The sequence below is a fragment of the Variovorax sp. PAMC 28711 genome (genome assembly GCF_001577265.1).
Classification (GTDB): Bacteria; Pseudomonadota; Gammaproteobacteria; order Burkholderiales; family Burkholderiaceae_C; genus Variovorax.
Map to the genome: position 1 here is coordinate 2,831,197 of NZ_CP014517.1, position 14,424 is coordinate 2,845,620.

Here is a 14,424-nt window from a genome sequence, read left to right on the forward strand (position 1 = left end):
GCCCGGGCACCGGATGCCATGAACGCCATCATTTCGTTGGCGTCTTGGCGTTCGGTCCGCGCACCACGCCGTAGCGCTGCAAAGTGCGCTCTCGCGCCTCTGCGTGGTCGATCACGGGCTTTGGATAGTTCTCGCCGAGCTTCACTTCTGCGGCTTCCAGTTCCACCGGCGTCGCCGCCCAGGGCGCATGGATCGAGGTGTTCGACAGCTTGGCCAGCTGCGGCAGGTAGCGCCGGATGAACTTGCCTTCGGGATCGAAGCGCTCGCTCTGCGTCACCGGATTGAAGATGCGGAAATAGGGCTGCGCGTCGCAGCCGCTGGAACTCGCCCACTGCCAGCCGCCGTTGTTCGATGCAAGTTCGAAGTCGTTCAGGTGCGTCGCGAAGTACGCCTCGCCGCGGCGCCAGTCGAGCCCCAGGTCCTTGCAGAGAAAACTCGCCACGACCATCCGCAGCCGGTTGTGCATGTAGCCGCTCTGGTTGATCTGCGCCATGGCGGCATCGATCAGCGGATAGCCGGTCTGGCCGTTGCACCAGGCGTCGAACAGCAGGTCGGCGTGCTTGCCGTGATGCCAGACGATCTTGTCGTATTCCGGCCGGAAGCTCTTGCCTTCGGCGATGTGCGGGTTGTGTGCCAGCACCTGGAAATAGAAGTCACGCCAGATCAGTTCGCTGAGCCAGGTCGTGGCGCCGGCATCGCCTTGCAGCGACAGCTGGTGCGCAATGCCGGCCAGCTGGCGGATCGACACCGTGCCGAAGCGCAGGTGCACGCTGAGGTAGCTCGGCCCACGCACTGCGGGGAAGTTGCGCGCCTCGTCGTAGCGGTCGATGCGCTGGAAGAAATCGTCGAACAGCGCGGCCGCGCCTTGCGCGCCGGTGGGGATTTCCAGTTCGACCAGGTTGGTCTTCGTGAAGCCGAGGTCCTTGAGCGACGGCACCGGCGCGTGATGCGACGGGGGCGGCGGTGCGAGCGCATCGGCGTAGCCGCGGGACGGATAGGCCTTGAGAAAGAACGGCTCGATCTTCGCGAGCCAGGCCCGCTTGTACGGCGTGAACACGGTGTAGGGCTGCCCGGTCTTGGTCAGCACCTCGTCGCGCTCGAAGAGGGTCTGGTCCTTAAACGTCTGGAACGTCACGCCCACGTTCGCCAGCGCGCCGAACACCTGGGTGTCGCGCGCCAGCGCGGCAGGCTCGTCGTCGCGGTTCGCGAACACGGCCTGCACGTCGAGCGCGTGCGCCAGCGAGGCGATCTCGTCGACCGCCACCGCATGCCGCACGATGAGGCCGCCGCCCAGACGCTTGAGCTCGGCCTCCAGCTCGACCAGCGACTCGCGGATGAATTCCACGCGCCGGTCGGCTTCGGGCAGCGCGTCGAGGATCGCGCGATCGAAGATGAACACGCAGAGCACTTGCCGGCAGGTGCGCAGGGCGTGATAGAGGGCCGCGTTGTCGTCCACGCGCAGGTCGCGGCGGAACCACATCAGGCCCTTGGGATAGGTTTTGTCGACGGCCAGTAAAATCGGAGGCATGTCTTCCGATTCTGCCCCGATGAACCTCACGCATCATTTTCTGATTGCCATGCCGGGGTTGCAGGACGAGACCTTCAGCCGCAGCGTGGTCTACCTGTGCGAGCACAGCGAACGCGGCGCGCTCGGGCTGGTCATCAACAAGCCGAGCGACATGAACCTCAAGGTGCTGTTCGAAAAGATCGAGTTGCGCCTGTCGAGCCCCGAATTCGGCGAGCCGATGGTCTACCAGGGCGGCCCGGTACAAACCGAGCGCGGCTTCGTGCTGCACGAACCCGTGTTCGCCGATGGCGACAAGCCCGAAGAAGCCGTCTACGCCTCGACCATGACCATTCCGGGTGGCCTGGAGATGACCACGTCGAAAGACGTGCTCGAAGCGCTGGCCACCGGCGCCGGACCGCGCAAGGTGCTGGTGTCGCTCGGCTACGCGGCGTGGGAGCAGGGCCAGCTCGAATCCGAGCTCGCCGAGAACAGCTGGCTCACCGTCGATGCCGACCCGGCCGTGATCTTCGACACGCCGGTCGAGCAGCGCTACGACCGTGCGCTGATGCTGCTGGGCCTGGAGGCCTGGAAGCTGTCGCCGGACGCGGGGCACGCATGAGCGCTGTGGCCATGCCAACCAACGCACCCGTCCCTGTTCCCGTTTCCGTTCCCGTTCCCGCCCACTTCCAGAGTTTCCTGGCCTTCGACTTCGGTCAGAAGCGCACCGGCGTCGCCACCGGCAACCGCCTGCTGCTCACCGCGACACCGCAAGCCACCATCAAGGCCGAAGGCGATGCGCGCTTCGCGCAGGTGGCCGAGCGCATTCGCGAATGGCAGCCCGATGCGCTGGTCATCGGCGTGCCGTACCACCCCGACGGCGCGCCGCACGAGAACACGCGCCTCGCGCAAAAGTTCGGGCGGCAGCTGCGCGGCCGCTTCAACCTGCAGGTCTACGAGGTCGACGAGCGCTACAGCACGACCGAGGCGCTCGCCGCCGGTGCCCGCGACGCCGATGCCGCGTCGGCCTGCATCATCCTGGAACAGTTCCTGAGGAGTCTTCCGTGAGTTCCACCATCCCCGACGCCGAGTCGCTCTACACCGCGCTGCTCGCCGGCGTGAAGCCGCTCATGCGCACCGACACGCGTCTCGTCGGCATCACCTCCGGCGGCGCCTGGCTGGTCGAACGGCTGCAAAAAGACCTGGGCCTGGCGGGTGCGCCCGGCATCATTTCGTCGGCCATGCACCGCGACGACTTCGCGCGTCGCGGCCTGGCGGCCAGCGCGCAAACGGCGCTTCCCTTCGACGTGAACGGCGCCGACGTGCTGCTGCTCGACGACGTGCTCTACACCGGCCGCACGATCCGCGCGGTCCTCAACGAACTCTTCGATTTCGGCCGGCCGGCCTGCGTGCGGCTGGCGGTGCTGGTCGATCGCGGCGGCCGCGAGCTGCCCGTCGCCGCCGACTTCTCGGCCACCGCGCTCACGCTGCCCGACACGCAGCTGCTGGCCCTGGCGCGCGGCGACGGCGGCGCGTTCAGCCTCCAGGTGGAGGACAAGACCTGATGCTCTACAAACGCAATCCGCAGCTCAACAAGAACGGCGAGCTGATCCACCTGCTGTCGATCGAAGGGCTGCCCAAGAGCATCCTCACGCACATCCTCGACACCGCCGCGAACTTCACCAGCGTGAGCGATCGCGAGGTGAAGAAGGTGCCGTTGCTGCGCGGCAAGAGCGTGTTCAATCTGTTTTTCGAAAACTCGACGCGCACCCGCACCACCTTCGAGATCGCGGCCAAGCGCCTGTCGGCCGACGTGATCAACCTCGACATCGCGCGCTCGTCGGCGACCAAGGGCGAATCGCTGCTCGACACCATCGCCAACCTCTCCGCGATGGCGGCGGACCTGTTCGTGGTGCGCCATGGCGAATCGGGCGCACCGTACCTGATCGCGCAGCACGTCGCGCCGCATGTGCACGTGGTGAATGCCGGCGACGGGCGCCATGCGCATCCGACGCAGGGCCTGCTCGACATGTACACGATCCGTCATTACAAGAAAGACTTCGCGAACCTCACGGTGGCGATCGTCGGCGACGTGCTGCACTCGCGCGTCGCGCGCTCCGACATCCATGCGCTCACCACGCTGGGCTGCGCCGAAGTGCGCGTGGTCGGCCCCAAGACGCTGGTGCCGGGCGACATGGCGCAGATGGGCGTGCGCGTGTGCCACACGCTCGAAGAAGGCATCAGGGACTGCGACGTGATCATCATGTTGCGGCTGCAGAACGAGCGCATGAGCGGCGCGCTGCTGCCGTCGAGCCAGGAATTCTTCAAGACCTACGGCCTCACGCCCGAGAAGCTGCAACTCGCCAAACCCGACTGCATCGTGATGCACCCGGGCCCGATCAACCGCGGCGTCGAGATCGACTCGGCCGTGGTCGATGGCAAGCAGAGCGTGATCCTGCCGCAGGTCACGTTCGGCATCGCGGTGCGCATGGCCGTGATGAGCATCGTCGCAGGCAACGAAGCATGAACATCCTCATCACGAATGGCCGCGTCATCGACCCGGCTTCCGGGCTCGACCAGCAGGGCGACATCGCCATCGCCGACGGCAAGATCCTCTCCATCGGCCAGGCGCCGAACGGCTTCGAGGCCGGGCGCACGCTCGATGCGGCGGGCTGCATCGTCGTGCCCGGGCTCGTCGACCTTGCTGCGCGCCTGCGCGAGCCCGGCTATGAACACGAAGGCATGCTCGGCAGCGAGATGGCGGCGGCTGTGGCCGGCGGCATCACGAGCCTCGTGTGTCCGCCCGACACCGATCCGGTGCTCGACGAACCCGGCCTCATCGAGATGCTGCGCTTTCGTGCCGAGAAGCAGCGAGGCGCGCGCCTCTATCCGCTCGGCGCCCTCACGCGCGGCCTGGCCGGCGAGGTGCTCACCGAAATGGCGGCGCTCACCGAGGCCGGCTGCATCGGCTTCAGCCAGGCCGACGTGGCGCTGGCCGACACGCAGGTGCTGCAACGCGCGCTGCTCTACGCCAGCACCTTCGGCTACACCGTGTGGCTGCGCCCGCAAGACCGCGACCTCGGCAAGGGCGTGGCCGCCAGCGGTCCGCTCGCCACGCGGCTCGGGCTCGCGGGCGTGCCGGTCGCGGCGGAAACCATCGCGCTTTTCACCCTTATCGAACTCATGAAGAGCACCGGCGCGCGCGTGCACGTGTGCCGCCTGTCGAGCGCGGCGGGCGTGCAACTGGTGCGCGATGCCAAGGCGCTCGGGTTGCCGATCAGCTGCGACGTCAGCATCAACTCGCTGCACCTCATCGACACCGACATCGGTTTCTTCGACAGCAAGGCGCGCCTGAACCCGCCGCTGCGCCAGCAACGCGATCGCGATGCGCTGTCGACCGGGCTCGCCGACGGCACCATCGATGCGCTGGTGTCCGATCACACACCGGTCGAAGCCGATGCCAAGACGCTGCCTTTCGCCGAGAGCGAAGCCGGCGCCACGGGGCTCGAACTGCTGCTGCCGCTCGCCATGAAGTGGGGTGAGGACCGCGGCGTCGGCCTGCTGCGTGCGCTGGCAGTCGTGACCGCCGCGCCGGCAAGACTGCTCGCGGTGTCCGGCGCCGGGCAGCTGGCGGCGGGCGGCGTGGCCGACCTCTGCGTGGTCGACCCAGCCAACGAATGGCAAGTGCTGCCCGACGCGCTGCTGAGCCAGGGCAAGAGCACGCCGTTTGCGGGCTATGCGCTGCGCGGCCGCGTGCGGCACACGCTGGTCGGCGGCCGCATCGTGCACGGCTGACTTCGCCGATCGACGCCGTGCACTCGCTTGCTGCTGTTCTGAAATTCTGGCGCGCCGTCGGCCTGGTGCTGCGTGGCTGGTGGACCATCCGCTTCACCTTTCCGAAGCTCTCGCCGGACGAACGCGCGCTGCGCGTCCAGCAGTGGGCGCAGCAGATGCTCGCGGCAATGGGCGTGCAGCTGGTCGTGCAGGGCACGCCGCCGGCCGTTGGGCCGGTGCTGGTCATCAGCAACCATCTCTCGTGGCTCGACATCCTCGCGATTCACGGCGCGCGGCATATGCGCTTCGTGTCCAAGTCGGGTGTGAAAGCGTGGCCGGTGATCGGCGCGCTGTCGACCGGCGCGGGCTCGCTCTACATCGAGCGCGAACGGCGGCGCGATGCCTTGCGCGTGGTGCACCACATGACCGAGGCACTGCGCAGCGGCGACCTGGTCGCGATCTTTCCCGAAGGCACGACGAGCGATGGACGCGGCCTGTTGCCCTTTCACGCCAACCTGCTGCAGGCAGCAATCTCGTCGGGCGCGCCGGTGCAGCCCGCTGCGCTGCGCTTTGCCGAAGCGGCCACCGGGGAAACCAGCCAGGCGCCTCGCTACATCGACGACGACAACCTGCTCACCTCTGTGTGGAACACGCTCAAAGCGCCGCCGCTGCTGGCCATCGTGCGTTTCGGCGAACCGCAATCCTCGTACGCGCGCGAGCGCAGGAGCTGGGCCCAGTCGCTTCACCAGGACGTGCAGCAACTGCGCCGCGACACCTTCTAGCGGGCGAAAAAAAGGGCGTCCCAAAGGGCGCCCTTGAACGGCGCGGAGTGCGCGCCGGAGGAGGAATAACCGGTTACAGGATGCCGAAGATCTTCAGCGCGATGATCGCGACGATTGGCACGCCGCAGAGCCAGAGGATGATGCTTTTCATGAAGGTCTCCGGTGGTTGAACTAAGCAGTGAGCTTCGTCCGTGCCACTCGGCCACCCTGCCGGAGAACGCATCCGCTGCGCGTGGGCGCGTGCCTACACCTCAGGCGCCGGGCAGAGCGATGAAGTGCATGAGCATCTGGAAGTGGTCGTCCATGAAATGGTCTTCCTGCGGCACGATCTCCGCGATCGGCGTCCAGGCGACAGAGGCCGCGTCGTCGTCGGCGCGCACGGCGGGCAACGGCCGCTCGCCGAGATCGAAAAAGTGCACGTGCGTGATCGTGCGGCCACGCTCGCTGCGGTCCGGATGGTCGAACACCGCGGTCGCATGGAGGCAGGCATGCAGGTCGTCGTCGCGCACGTCGAGGTGCGTTTCTTCTTCCAGTTCGCGCAGGGCCGAACGGCGCGTCGTTTCGCGTCGCTCCATGAAGCCGCCGGGTACTGCGAGCAGGCCCTTGCCGGGTGCCGCACCGCGCCGGATCAGCAGGACGTGGTCGCCGCACCGGACCACGCAGTCCACGGTGACGAGCACCGGCGGGTAGGGCGCGACGGCCCAGGTGGCGCGGTAGCCCTGCAGCATCTGCCACTCCTGCTGGAGTTCGGCGAAAGCAGGTCGTGCGGCCCAGGCGCGGAGCCCTTCGACGAGCGTTGCGGGCACCCATTCGGCGGCGGCGTCCACGCCCTGGCCGAACAGGGCATCGCGCGCGGCGAGGGCGGTGGCCTGCGGTACGGCGGGGAGGATGCGCAGCTGAAACTCGGGGAACTGCCGAAGGTAGTCGGTGGTCGCGTCCTTGAGGTGACCGATGAGGAGCGTGTTCGCGGGCGCCGTGCCGCTGTGTAGCGCAATGCCTTGGCGCACCGCTGCAGCCCAGCGCGCGTCGTCGTGGTGGTCACGCACCGGCACGAAGCGCAGCCGTGCCCGGTCGGCCGCAGGCAGTACGCCGCAGACCATCTCGGCGCGCTCCTGCCAGCTGAACGGATGCCGCGGCGAGCGCGCGTGGAAGGCCGAACCGATCACGACGATGCACAGCGGCGCCGCCGCGAGCGCGGCGGTCAGCAGGGCGAGATGGCCGTTGTGGAAAGGCTGGAAGCGGCCGATGAGGACGGCGGCGTCGTGCGTGGGGAGAAGCATGGAATCTGGTGCCTTCGACAGGAATCGAACCTGTATCTGAGCCTTAGGAGGGCCCCGTTCTATCCATTGAACTACGAAGACTTCGGGTGCGGCAGAGCGCGGGCGACTTTACCAGCCTAGTCGTACTTGAGCGTGTAGATCAGGTCCAGCCCGCTCTTCACGCCGGCCTCGCCGCGCAGTGTGAGGCGTTGCGTGAGGTCATAGAAGATGAAGATCGAACCGAACGCGCCGCCGAGGCTGCGCTCGTAGGTCACGTAGAAGTCTTTCGACAGTCGCTTGCCGAGCGTGACGGCGGATTCGCGCAGGTCGCCGCCGCTGCCCGGCCCCTTGAAACCGATCTCGTCCAGCCCGAACCGGCTGGCGAGGCTCCCGCCAGTGCCGCCCTTGCCGAGGCCGCCGAGCATGGCCAGCGCAGCCTGTTGCAGCAGCGCCGACTCGCCGCCGCTGGTGGCCTGCGCGCGACCGAGGATCACCCACGACAGCGTTTCGGCGTCCGACAGGGTGGGTTCGGAATACAGCTTCACGCGCGGCGCCTGTGCGCTGCCGGTGACCTGCACGCCCGCGCGCTGGGTGATGTTCGGGCGGATCGCCAGGATGTCGAGCGCTGGGTTGTCGAAAGGCCCGTTGAAGCGGGCGATGCCGCTCTCCACATCGAGCTCCTGACCGTAGGCGCGGTAGCGGCCGCGCACGGTGCGCACTTCGCCGGTGATGCGCGGCGGTGCACTGAGCACGGTGCTGCGGATGTCGAGCTTGCCTTCGAGCCGGGTCGTGATGCCGCGGCCCTGCACCGCGAAGTCGTCGCCCAGGTCGAACACCACCGCGATGTCCGGTGGCTTGGCGGTTTGCGGCTGGTTCACCTTGACGTCGTCGCGCGCGGCCTGGCGCGCCAGCTTGCGCGCTGCTTCCGCGGCTTCGCGGTCCTTGGCGGCGGAATGCACCACCACGTCGCTGCCCAGGCTGGGCGCGGTCTCGTCGGGCAGGATGATCACGGCGCGATCGGTCTTGAGGTTGCCGCGCACGGTGAACTGCCCGTTGTCGAGACGCGCCTGCAGGTCGCCCGACAGCGTGACCTGCCGATCGCTGCGCACCAGCACACGCAGGCGCGCCAACCGGGCCTCCAGCGCCATGCGGATGCCCGAGCCACCGGAGGGCGCGTCGGCGCCCCAGCGCATGTCGCCCGTGGCCGAGACGCTGCCGCCATCGGTGGCGGCCTCGCTGGCCGCGGTGCTGCGGTTGCCACTCTGCCCGCCGATGCGGGCGGTGCTGCCGGCGCCGCCCTTGAGCGTGAATTCGGTGATCTGCACGCGGTCGCCGCTGAGCACGGCGCGCAGGCGGCCATCGCGCAGGTCGAGCCCTTCGACCGGCGCCCGCAGCGCGAGCTGGTCGGCGCCGAGCGTGCCGCTCCAGCGCGGCGCTGCGCGGCTGCCCGACAGCGTGGCGTTGGCGTCGAGCGTGCCGGCCACGCGCCAGCCCGGTGGCGCGAGCATCGACCACACCCCGAGGCTCGGCAGACTGGCGCTCACGCGACCGGAGAGCGGTGCGTCGTCGGCCCACTGCCAGCCACCGTCGCGCTGCACGACACGCGTGCCGGCTTCGGCGTTGACCTTGCCGGCGCGCTCGCTGTCCCAGGCGAGGGTGGCTTTGATCGCGTCGCCCTGGGCGTCGAGCGTGAGCTCGGCCTGGCGCAGGCCGGCCGGCGTGCTCGGACTCACGGCGCCTGCGCCGGCCGCCGTTCCGTTGGTCATCGTGCGCTCGCTGGCGGTGCCGGTGCCGTGGCTGGTGATGCGCGTGACCAGTGCCGCCTCGCCCGCCTGCACCCGGATGTCGCCGCTCCGACGCGCCAGCCGGGCGCGGGCACGCAGGGCGTCGCCGGCGTCGATGTCCCAGTCGCCGTCGAACAGCAGGTCGCCGGTCACGCCGGCGTCGGCCAGCGCGGTGCTGGCGCCCAGCACTTCGGCCCATGCCATCGGCAGGCCTTGCAGCGTCCCTTTCGATTGCAGGCGGTAGGCGCGCTGGGCCGCGGTGCCGCTCTGGCTGAAGCGCAGCGGCTGCCAGTCGATGCGCACGGTGCCGGGTGCCGGGCCGCGCACGCTTGCCGATGCGGCCGAGGCTTCGACGTCGAGCCGATCGCCGCCGGTGCGCACGCTCGCGGTGACGGGCTTGCCCAGTTCGAGCATCCACGCACCCGGGCGCGTGCTGTCCTGCGCTTGCAGGCGCAGGCTGGCGAGCGCGGCACGCCATTGGTTGGCGCGCTCCAGGCCGCCGCTGGCGCGCGTGTCGAGCGCGAATTTTCGGGTGCCGGTGGCCGCTTCGCCTTGCAGCGACAAGGTGGCCTGCGCCAGGCTGCCGCCGAGCTCGGCGCGCAGATTGCGCAGCTCGACCGAGGTCGCCGGCCCGGTGGCGGGTGCGGGCAGGCGCAGGTCGAGCTTCGGTGCGGCGAGCGTCGCTTGCAGCGTCGGCTCGGTCACGCCGCGCGCCGCCGGCGCGTTCACATTCTGCAGGCGCTGCTGCACGGCTTGCCAGCCACCTTGCCATTTGGCGTCGAGTTGCGCCGCGCCTTGCGCCGCCATGCCGCCGAATGCGCCCGCGAGCCCGGGCAGGCTCTCGACCCAGCGTTGCAGGGTCGCCGCATCGTCGATACGCGCCTTGAGGTCGCCACTGCCCTGGTTCGGCGCGATGCGGCCCTGCAGTTCGGCGCCGCCGCCCGGCAACACGAGCAGCAAGTTGCCGCTGCCGGCCTTCTCGGCCACGCGCACCTGCAACTTGCCTTCGACGCGGGCGCGCTCGGCCTCGATGCGCAGCATGCGCAGGTCGAGCACCTGGTCTTTCCATCGGCCTTGGGCCAGCGCGCGATCGAGGCCGAAGCCCTTGAGCGCCGCGCTGCCGGCACCGCCCTGGGCTTGCAGCGCGACGTCGAAATCGATCGCGTCGCCCTTCTGCTCGGCGGTGAGGCGGCCACTGATCGGTGCGCCGGCCAGTTCGGTGTGCAGTTCGCCGGGGCGCACGCCGGTCACGGTGGCCTTGGCCTGCCACGGCTCGGGTGCCGGGCTCCATTCCCCCTGGGCGGCGATGCGGCCGCCGCCGGCCCGCACGACCGCATCGGGCAGCGTCCAGGTCTTCCCGTCGTAACCGAAGCGCGCGGCAAGCTGTTCGACCGGCAGCCGGCCCTTGTCCCACGGGCCCGGCACGGCGTTGCGGATGTCGACCTGGCCCTGCCAAGCCGAGGCGCCCGTGGCCGCATCGGGGCGGATGTCGACGGTGCCCGTCAGCTGCGTTTGCGGCGCGTCCGGCAGCAGCCGGGCGGCATCGACGTTTTTCAGGTCGGCGTGCGCTTCGATCACCGGTTGCGGTTGCCACGGCGCGATCTGCGCGCGCAAGCTGGCTTGCATCGGTCGGTCGGCGTCTTCGTCGGCGGGTTTCAGGTCGGCCGCGACGTCGAGCCGCGCATCGGCGCCGGCCAGCGTGCCCGTCACCTTGGCCGCGGCGAGCACGTCGAGGCTGCGGCCTTCGGTCAGCGGCGCCTTGACGCGGCCATCGAGCGTCGCGTCGATCGCCATCGGCGCAGGGCCTTGCAGCTTGACGCGCGCGCTGTAGTGGCCGTCGGCCAGGTCGACGCCCTCGATCTCGAGATCGTGATGCGCGTTGGCGTACCGATAGTGCCCCGCAAGATGGATCGCTTCCACGAGCGGTGGCCCGGCCCAGCGCAGGCTGTCGATGCGAAAGGGCACGTCGATGTCGATCGGCAACGCGAGCTGCGTCAGCGGCTCGGAAGGCTTGCCGCTCGGCGGACCGCGGCGCTCGATCGAGAGCTGCACGGCATGCACTTCGCCCAGCTGCACCTTGCGTTGCAGCAACGGCGCGAGTCGCCAGCCGATGGTCGCGTCCTTCACCTCGACCGCGAGCGTCGGGCTTTGCCAACGCAGCCAGCCGATGTGCCCGCCGGTGCGCAGCGAACCGCTCACATCGCGGCTTTCGAGCGTCTGGCCTGCCGGAATGTAGCGCGCAGCTTTCGCCAGCGCGAAAGCGAGCGACTGGTTGGAGCCGAGCCACCACCAGCTGCCGGCGCCGAGCGCCAGCACCAGGGCGATCAGGCCGGCGAAGCTCCACGCCAGCGCGCGCAGCACGCGGCGCGCGCGTGAACGCTTCACGGGAGGCGGTGCCGCTGCGGATGGGGAAGCGGGGATCGGTTCCGCCATCTCAGAATGTGAAGCCCAGCCGCAGATGCAGCCGCAATTTCTTGACATCGACGCCGTACGCGACATCGGCCTGCACCGGGCCGACCGGGCTGCGCCAGCGCGCGCCGACGCCCACGCCGACCTTGGCTTTCAGCTCGGCCGGCTTGTCGGCCACCGCACCGGCGTCGACGAAGGCGACCGTCTCCCAATCGGTCAGCTTGCCCTGGTAGACGAAGGGGCGCTGCCACTCGATGCTGGCAACGCCGAGGTAGCGCCCCGCGACGATCGTGCCGTCGGCCTGCACTGTGCCGATCTGCCGGTAGCTGTAGCCGCGCACCGTCGTGTCGCCGCCCGTCAGGAACTGCAGGGTGGAGGGAACCTGCGCGTTGTCTTTCGCCGACACGACACCGCCTTCCAGTCTGAATTGCAGCCGGCTGCGACGCGCTTCGGTGTCACCTTCGCCGTCCACGCTGCCGATCGGCAGGATGCCGAGCCAGCGCCCGTACGTGCGCACGAAAGGCAGGCGTTCGCCCGTGAGCGTGTAGCCGGCGCCCAGCTCCAGGGCGAGCGCCTGCCCCTGGGTGGGGATCGTGTTGTCGTTGAAGTAGCGCCCGGTCCAGCCCCAGTTGGCGCTGACCGCCGACGCAGAGGGCGGGGCGTTCTCGCCGCGGTTCTGGGCATAGTCGTATTGCAGGAAATAGCTGCGATCGATGTGGTCGCTCGACTTGCTGCGTCCGCCCCGCACGCGGCCGCTGTCGACCTCGTAGGTGCCGGAAGCTTCCCGCTTGATTTCGCCGCCGCCGAACCAGCGCCAGCCGCGGTCGTCGGGGATCGAGTTGAGCTCGGTGCCGAGCGATTTGGTTTCGCGGTCGAACGACAGCTTGGACACCGCGCGCCAGCCGAGCAGCGGCACCTGGTTGTGGATGTGGTCGACCGACAGGCGCGGCCCGCTGTCGGTGGTGAAGCCGACGCCGAGCACGATCTTCTGCAGCGGCGCTTCGCGCAATTGCGCCACCACGGTGGCGAATTGCGGGTCGCTGCCTTCCGTGTCGAGCGTGAGGAACACCGAGTCGTAGTAGCCGCTGCTGGCCAGGCGCTGCTGGGCATCGAGCAGCTTTTGCTGGTCGTAGTCGGTGCCGGTCGGCAGGCGCGCGATGCGGCGCGCGCCATCGGCCGCGTAGCGCTCGCTGCCGTTGATCTGCAGGAGGCCGAAGCGGTAGGCCGGGCCGGAGTTATAGCTCACGCCGAGTTTGGCTTCGCTGCGGTCGGCATCGATGTCGGCGCGGCTGGTAGCGATGCTGGCGGTCGGAAAGCGTTTGGCCGTCAGGTTGCGCAGTGCCACTGTCTTGGCGTTGTCCCACGCCGACTGGGTGAAAGGCTGGCCGGCGCGCAGCGACCACGCGGTGCGGAGCGTGTCGCGCTGCGATTCGGCCGCGGCGTCGTTCGCGATCGCGCCGCCGAAGCCGATCTGCACGTTGCTGACGCGGGTCAGCTCTCCGGGTTCGACCGTGACCACCACTTCGCGCGGCGCCTTGGCGTCGGGGGTTTCGTTCAGTACGAGGGTGAGCGTCGGCGTGAAGTAGCCGAGCGTCCCGAGCAACTCGCGCGCGTTGCCCTCGGCAGCCACCATCAGTCGCGACAGCTCGGAGGCCCCGAGGTCGGCGACCTGGCGATAGCGCTGGATTTCGAGATGCAGCGTGAGGTACTCGCGCACCGTGTCGGGCCCACGGACCTCGAGAGAGAAGGCGTCGCGCGACGCAGCGGTGCTGCTGCTGCTGGCGACCGGACTGCCTTCCTGGGAATCGGCCGGCTTGGCTCGGCCCGGCAGCAAGCTGCATCCCTGCAGCAGCAGGACACTTGCAAAAAATAAAGCCGGCATCCATGCCGGCACAAAACGGGACACGACCCTGACCATCCGGCCATTCTGACAGCAGGGCGCGGCGTGGCTTGTAAGACCCCGGCCCGCGGACCTTCAGCGGCCGGTGACTTTCTTCAGCGCCGTCCAGACGATGGGCGGCGTCATCACCCGTGCGATGGCCACGAAGCGGTCGGCACCAAAGCGCGTCATGAAGTTCGTGAGCATCTTGTCCTGGCTGGGCTTTCCGGCTTCGGGGCTGCTGTAGTAATAGGCTGCGATCGAGCGACGTGGCCGGCCTTCAGGCGCTTTGGAAGGGGTCGGATGGCCGTGGAAGCTGGCGGGTCCGTGCAGCATGAAGATGCTGCGGCCGAATTCCGGCTCGACGCGCTTGACGCACGCCTTCTTGTTCTTGTCCCACAGCTCCAGCGCGGCATGCCATTCGGGCTGCCAGTCCTTGTTGAGGTAGGTGATGAGCACCATCTCGTTCTGGAGGCCGGTCGCCCGATGGCGGTTGAAGTCGCGATGGATCGCAAACGCGGCGCCGGTGCGGCTTTCGTGCAAGCCGCCGCCATAAAGATGCGGGTCGGACAGCAGGTAGGGCGCACCGGTGATGCTCGACACCCATTCGACGAACCAGCCCGAATTGACGACATCGAAATAGAGCTGCGAGGCCGGCCCGAGGCGGCCACCCATCACCGAGCGGCGAAAGGATTCGTAGCGGGTCTTGACGTCTTGCCAGGCGAGGCCCGAATGCTGTTCGAACTCTTCACAAACGAGCTTGAGCAAATCGGGATGGAAGATGCCTTCGACCACCAGGTGGGGGAAGGGCTTGGCCGCGAGCAGCTCGTCGCGAAGCTTCTTGCGCGCTTCGGGCTCGAAGAGCTTGCGGTTGACGAGTTCCGACAGCTGAAGCCGGACGCCGCGGATGGTGACGAAATCGCCTTCGCCCGTGGCAACGGGTGCGGCACTCGCTTCGGTCCGCAATGGATCGGGAGCCATGACGTTCGACATTGTTTTTACAGATGTAAGTCGACTGTTAAAGTTTGTGTAA

At 68.7% G+C, this 14,424-nt stretch carries 11 protein-coding genes and 1 tRNA gene; 6 read left to right on the top strand and 6 right to left on the bottom strand.

Translation table 11 applies throughout. From position 1 onward, the window contains the following. Positions 1 to 28: 28 nt before the first annotated feature. Entirely contained in the window at positions 29 to 1,528 is a 1,500-nt protein-coding gene (locus AX767_RS13725) for a cryptochrome/photolyase family protein (RefSeq protein WP_068631851.1), read from the bottom strand. Between AX767_RS13725 and AX767_RS13730 the strand changes: the two genes are divergently transcribed. Genes AX767_RS13730 through AX767_RS13755 form a run of 6 tightly spaced genes read left to right on the top strand, consistent with a single transcriptional unit; the run spans position 1,527 to position 6,060 of the window. Continuing rightward, positions 1,527 to 2,126, top strand: coding sequence for a YqgE/AlgH family protein (locus tag AX767_RS13730; protein ID WP_068631852.1), 600 nt, complete (start codon positions 1,527 to 1,529; stop codon positions 2,124 to 2,126). The genes AX767_RS13725 and AX767_RS13730 overlap by 2 nt on opposite strands. Further along, positions 2,123 to 2,572 (top strand): Holliday junction resolvase RuvX, encoded by a 450-nt coding sequence (gene ruvX, locus AX767_RS13735; protein WP_237288459.1) that lies wholly within the window; start codon positions 2,123 to 2,125, stop codon positions 2,570 to 2,572. The genes AX767_RS13730 and ruvX overlap by 4 nt, the downstream gene beginning before the upstream one ends. Next, a complete protein-coding gene (pyrR, locus tag AX767_RS13740; RefSeq protein ID WP_082755020.1) occupies positions 2,569 to 3,069 on the top strand; it encodes a bifunctional pyr operon transcriptional regulator/uracil phosphoribosyltransferase PyrR in 501 nt (166 codons plus the stop codon). Before ruvX ends, pyrR begins: the two co-directional genes overlap by 4 nt. Further along, positions 3,069 to 4,031 carry an aspartate carbamoyltransferase catalytic subunit gene (locus AX767_RS13745; protein WP_068631853.1) on the top strand — a complete coding sequence of 321 codons (963 nt, stop codon included), beginning with the start codon at positions 3,069 to 3,071 and terminating at the stop codon, positions 4,029 to 4,031. The genes pyrR and AX767_RS13745 overlap by 1 nt, the downstream gene beginning before the upstream one ends. Further along, positions 4,028 to 5,299 carry a dihydroorotase gene (locus AX767_RS13750; protein ID WP_068631854.1) on the top strand — a complete coding sequence of 424 codons (1,272 nt, stop codon included), beginning with the start codon at positions 4,028 to 4,030 and terminating at the stop codon, positions 5,297 to 5,299. Before AX767_RS13745 ends, AX767_RS13750 begins: the two co-directional genes overlap by 4 nt. Positions 5,300 to 5,316: 17 nt before the next feature. After that, positions 5,317 to 6,060, top strand: a complete 744-nt coding sequence (locus AX767_RS13755; protein WP_068631855.1) for a lysophospholipid acyltransferase family protein — start codon at positions 5,317 to 5,319, stop codon at positions 6,058 to 6,060. Between the two features lie 251 nt (positions 6,061 to 6,311). Here AX767_RS13755 and AX767_RS13760 read toward each other — a convergent pair whose 3' ends face one another. The 5 genes from AX767_RS13760 to AX767_RS13780 form a co-directional block, all read right to left on the bottom strand. Next, a complete protein-coding gene (locus AX767_RS13760) occupies positions 6,312 to 7,340 on the bottom strand; it encodes an NUDIX domain-containing protein (protein ID WP_068631856.1) in 1,029 nt (342 codons plus the stop codon). Between the two features lie 6 nt (positions 7,341 to 7,346). Next, a tRNA-Arg gene (locus AX767_RS13765) sits at positions 7,347 to 7,421 on the bottom strand. 35 nt (positions 7,422 to 7,456) lie between these two features. After that, on the bottom strand, positions 7,457 to 11,536 hold the full coding sequence (locus tag AX767_RS13770) for a translocation/assembly module TamB domain-containing protein (protein ID WP_068631857.1): 4,080 nt from the start codon (positions 11,534 to 11,536) through the stop codon (positions 7,457 to 7,459). 1 nt (position 11,537) lies between these two features. Beyond that, entirely contained in the window at positions 11,538 to 13,430 is a 1,893-nt protein-coding gene (locus AX767_RS13775; protein WP_068631858.1) for an autotransporter assembly complex protein TamA, read from the bottom strand. 57 nt (positions 13,431 to 13,487) lie between these two features. Then, positions 13,488 to 14,372 (bottom strand): 2OG-Fe(II) oxygenase, encoded by an 885-nt coding sequence (locus tag AX767_RS13780; protein ID WP_168164829.1) that lies wholly within the window; start codon positions 14,370 to 14,372, stop codon positions 13,488 to 13,490. Positions 14,373 to 14,424: the final 52 nt, after the last annotated feature.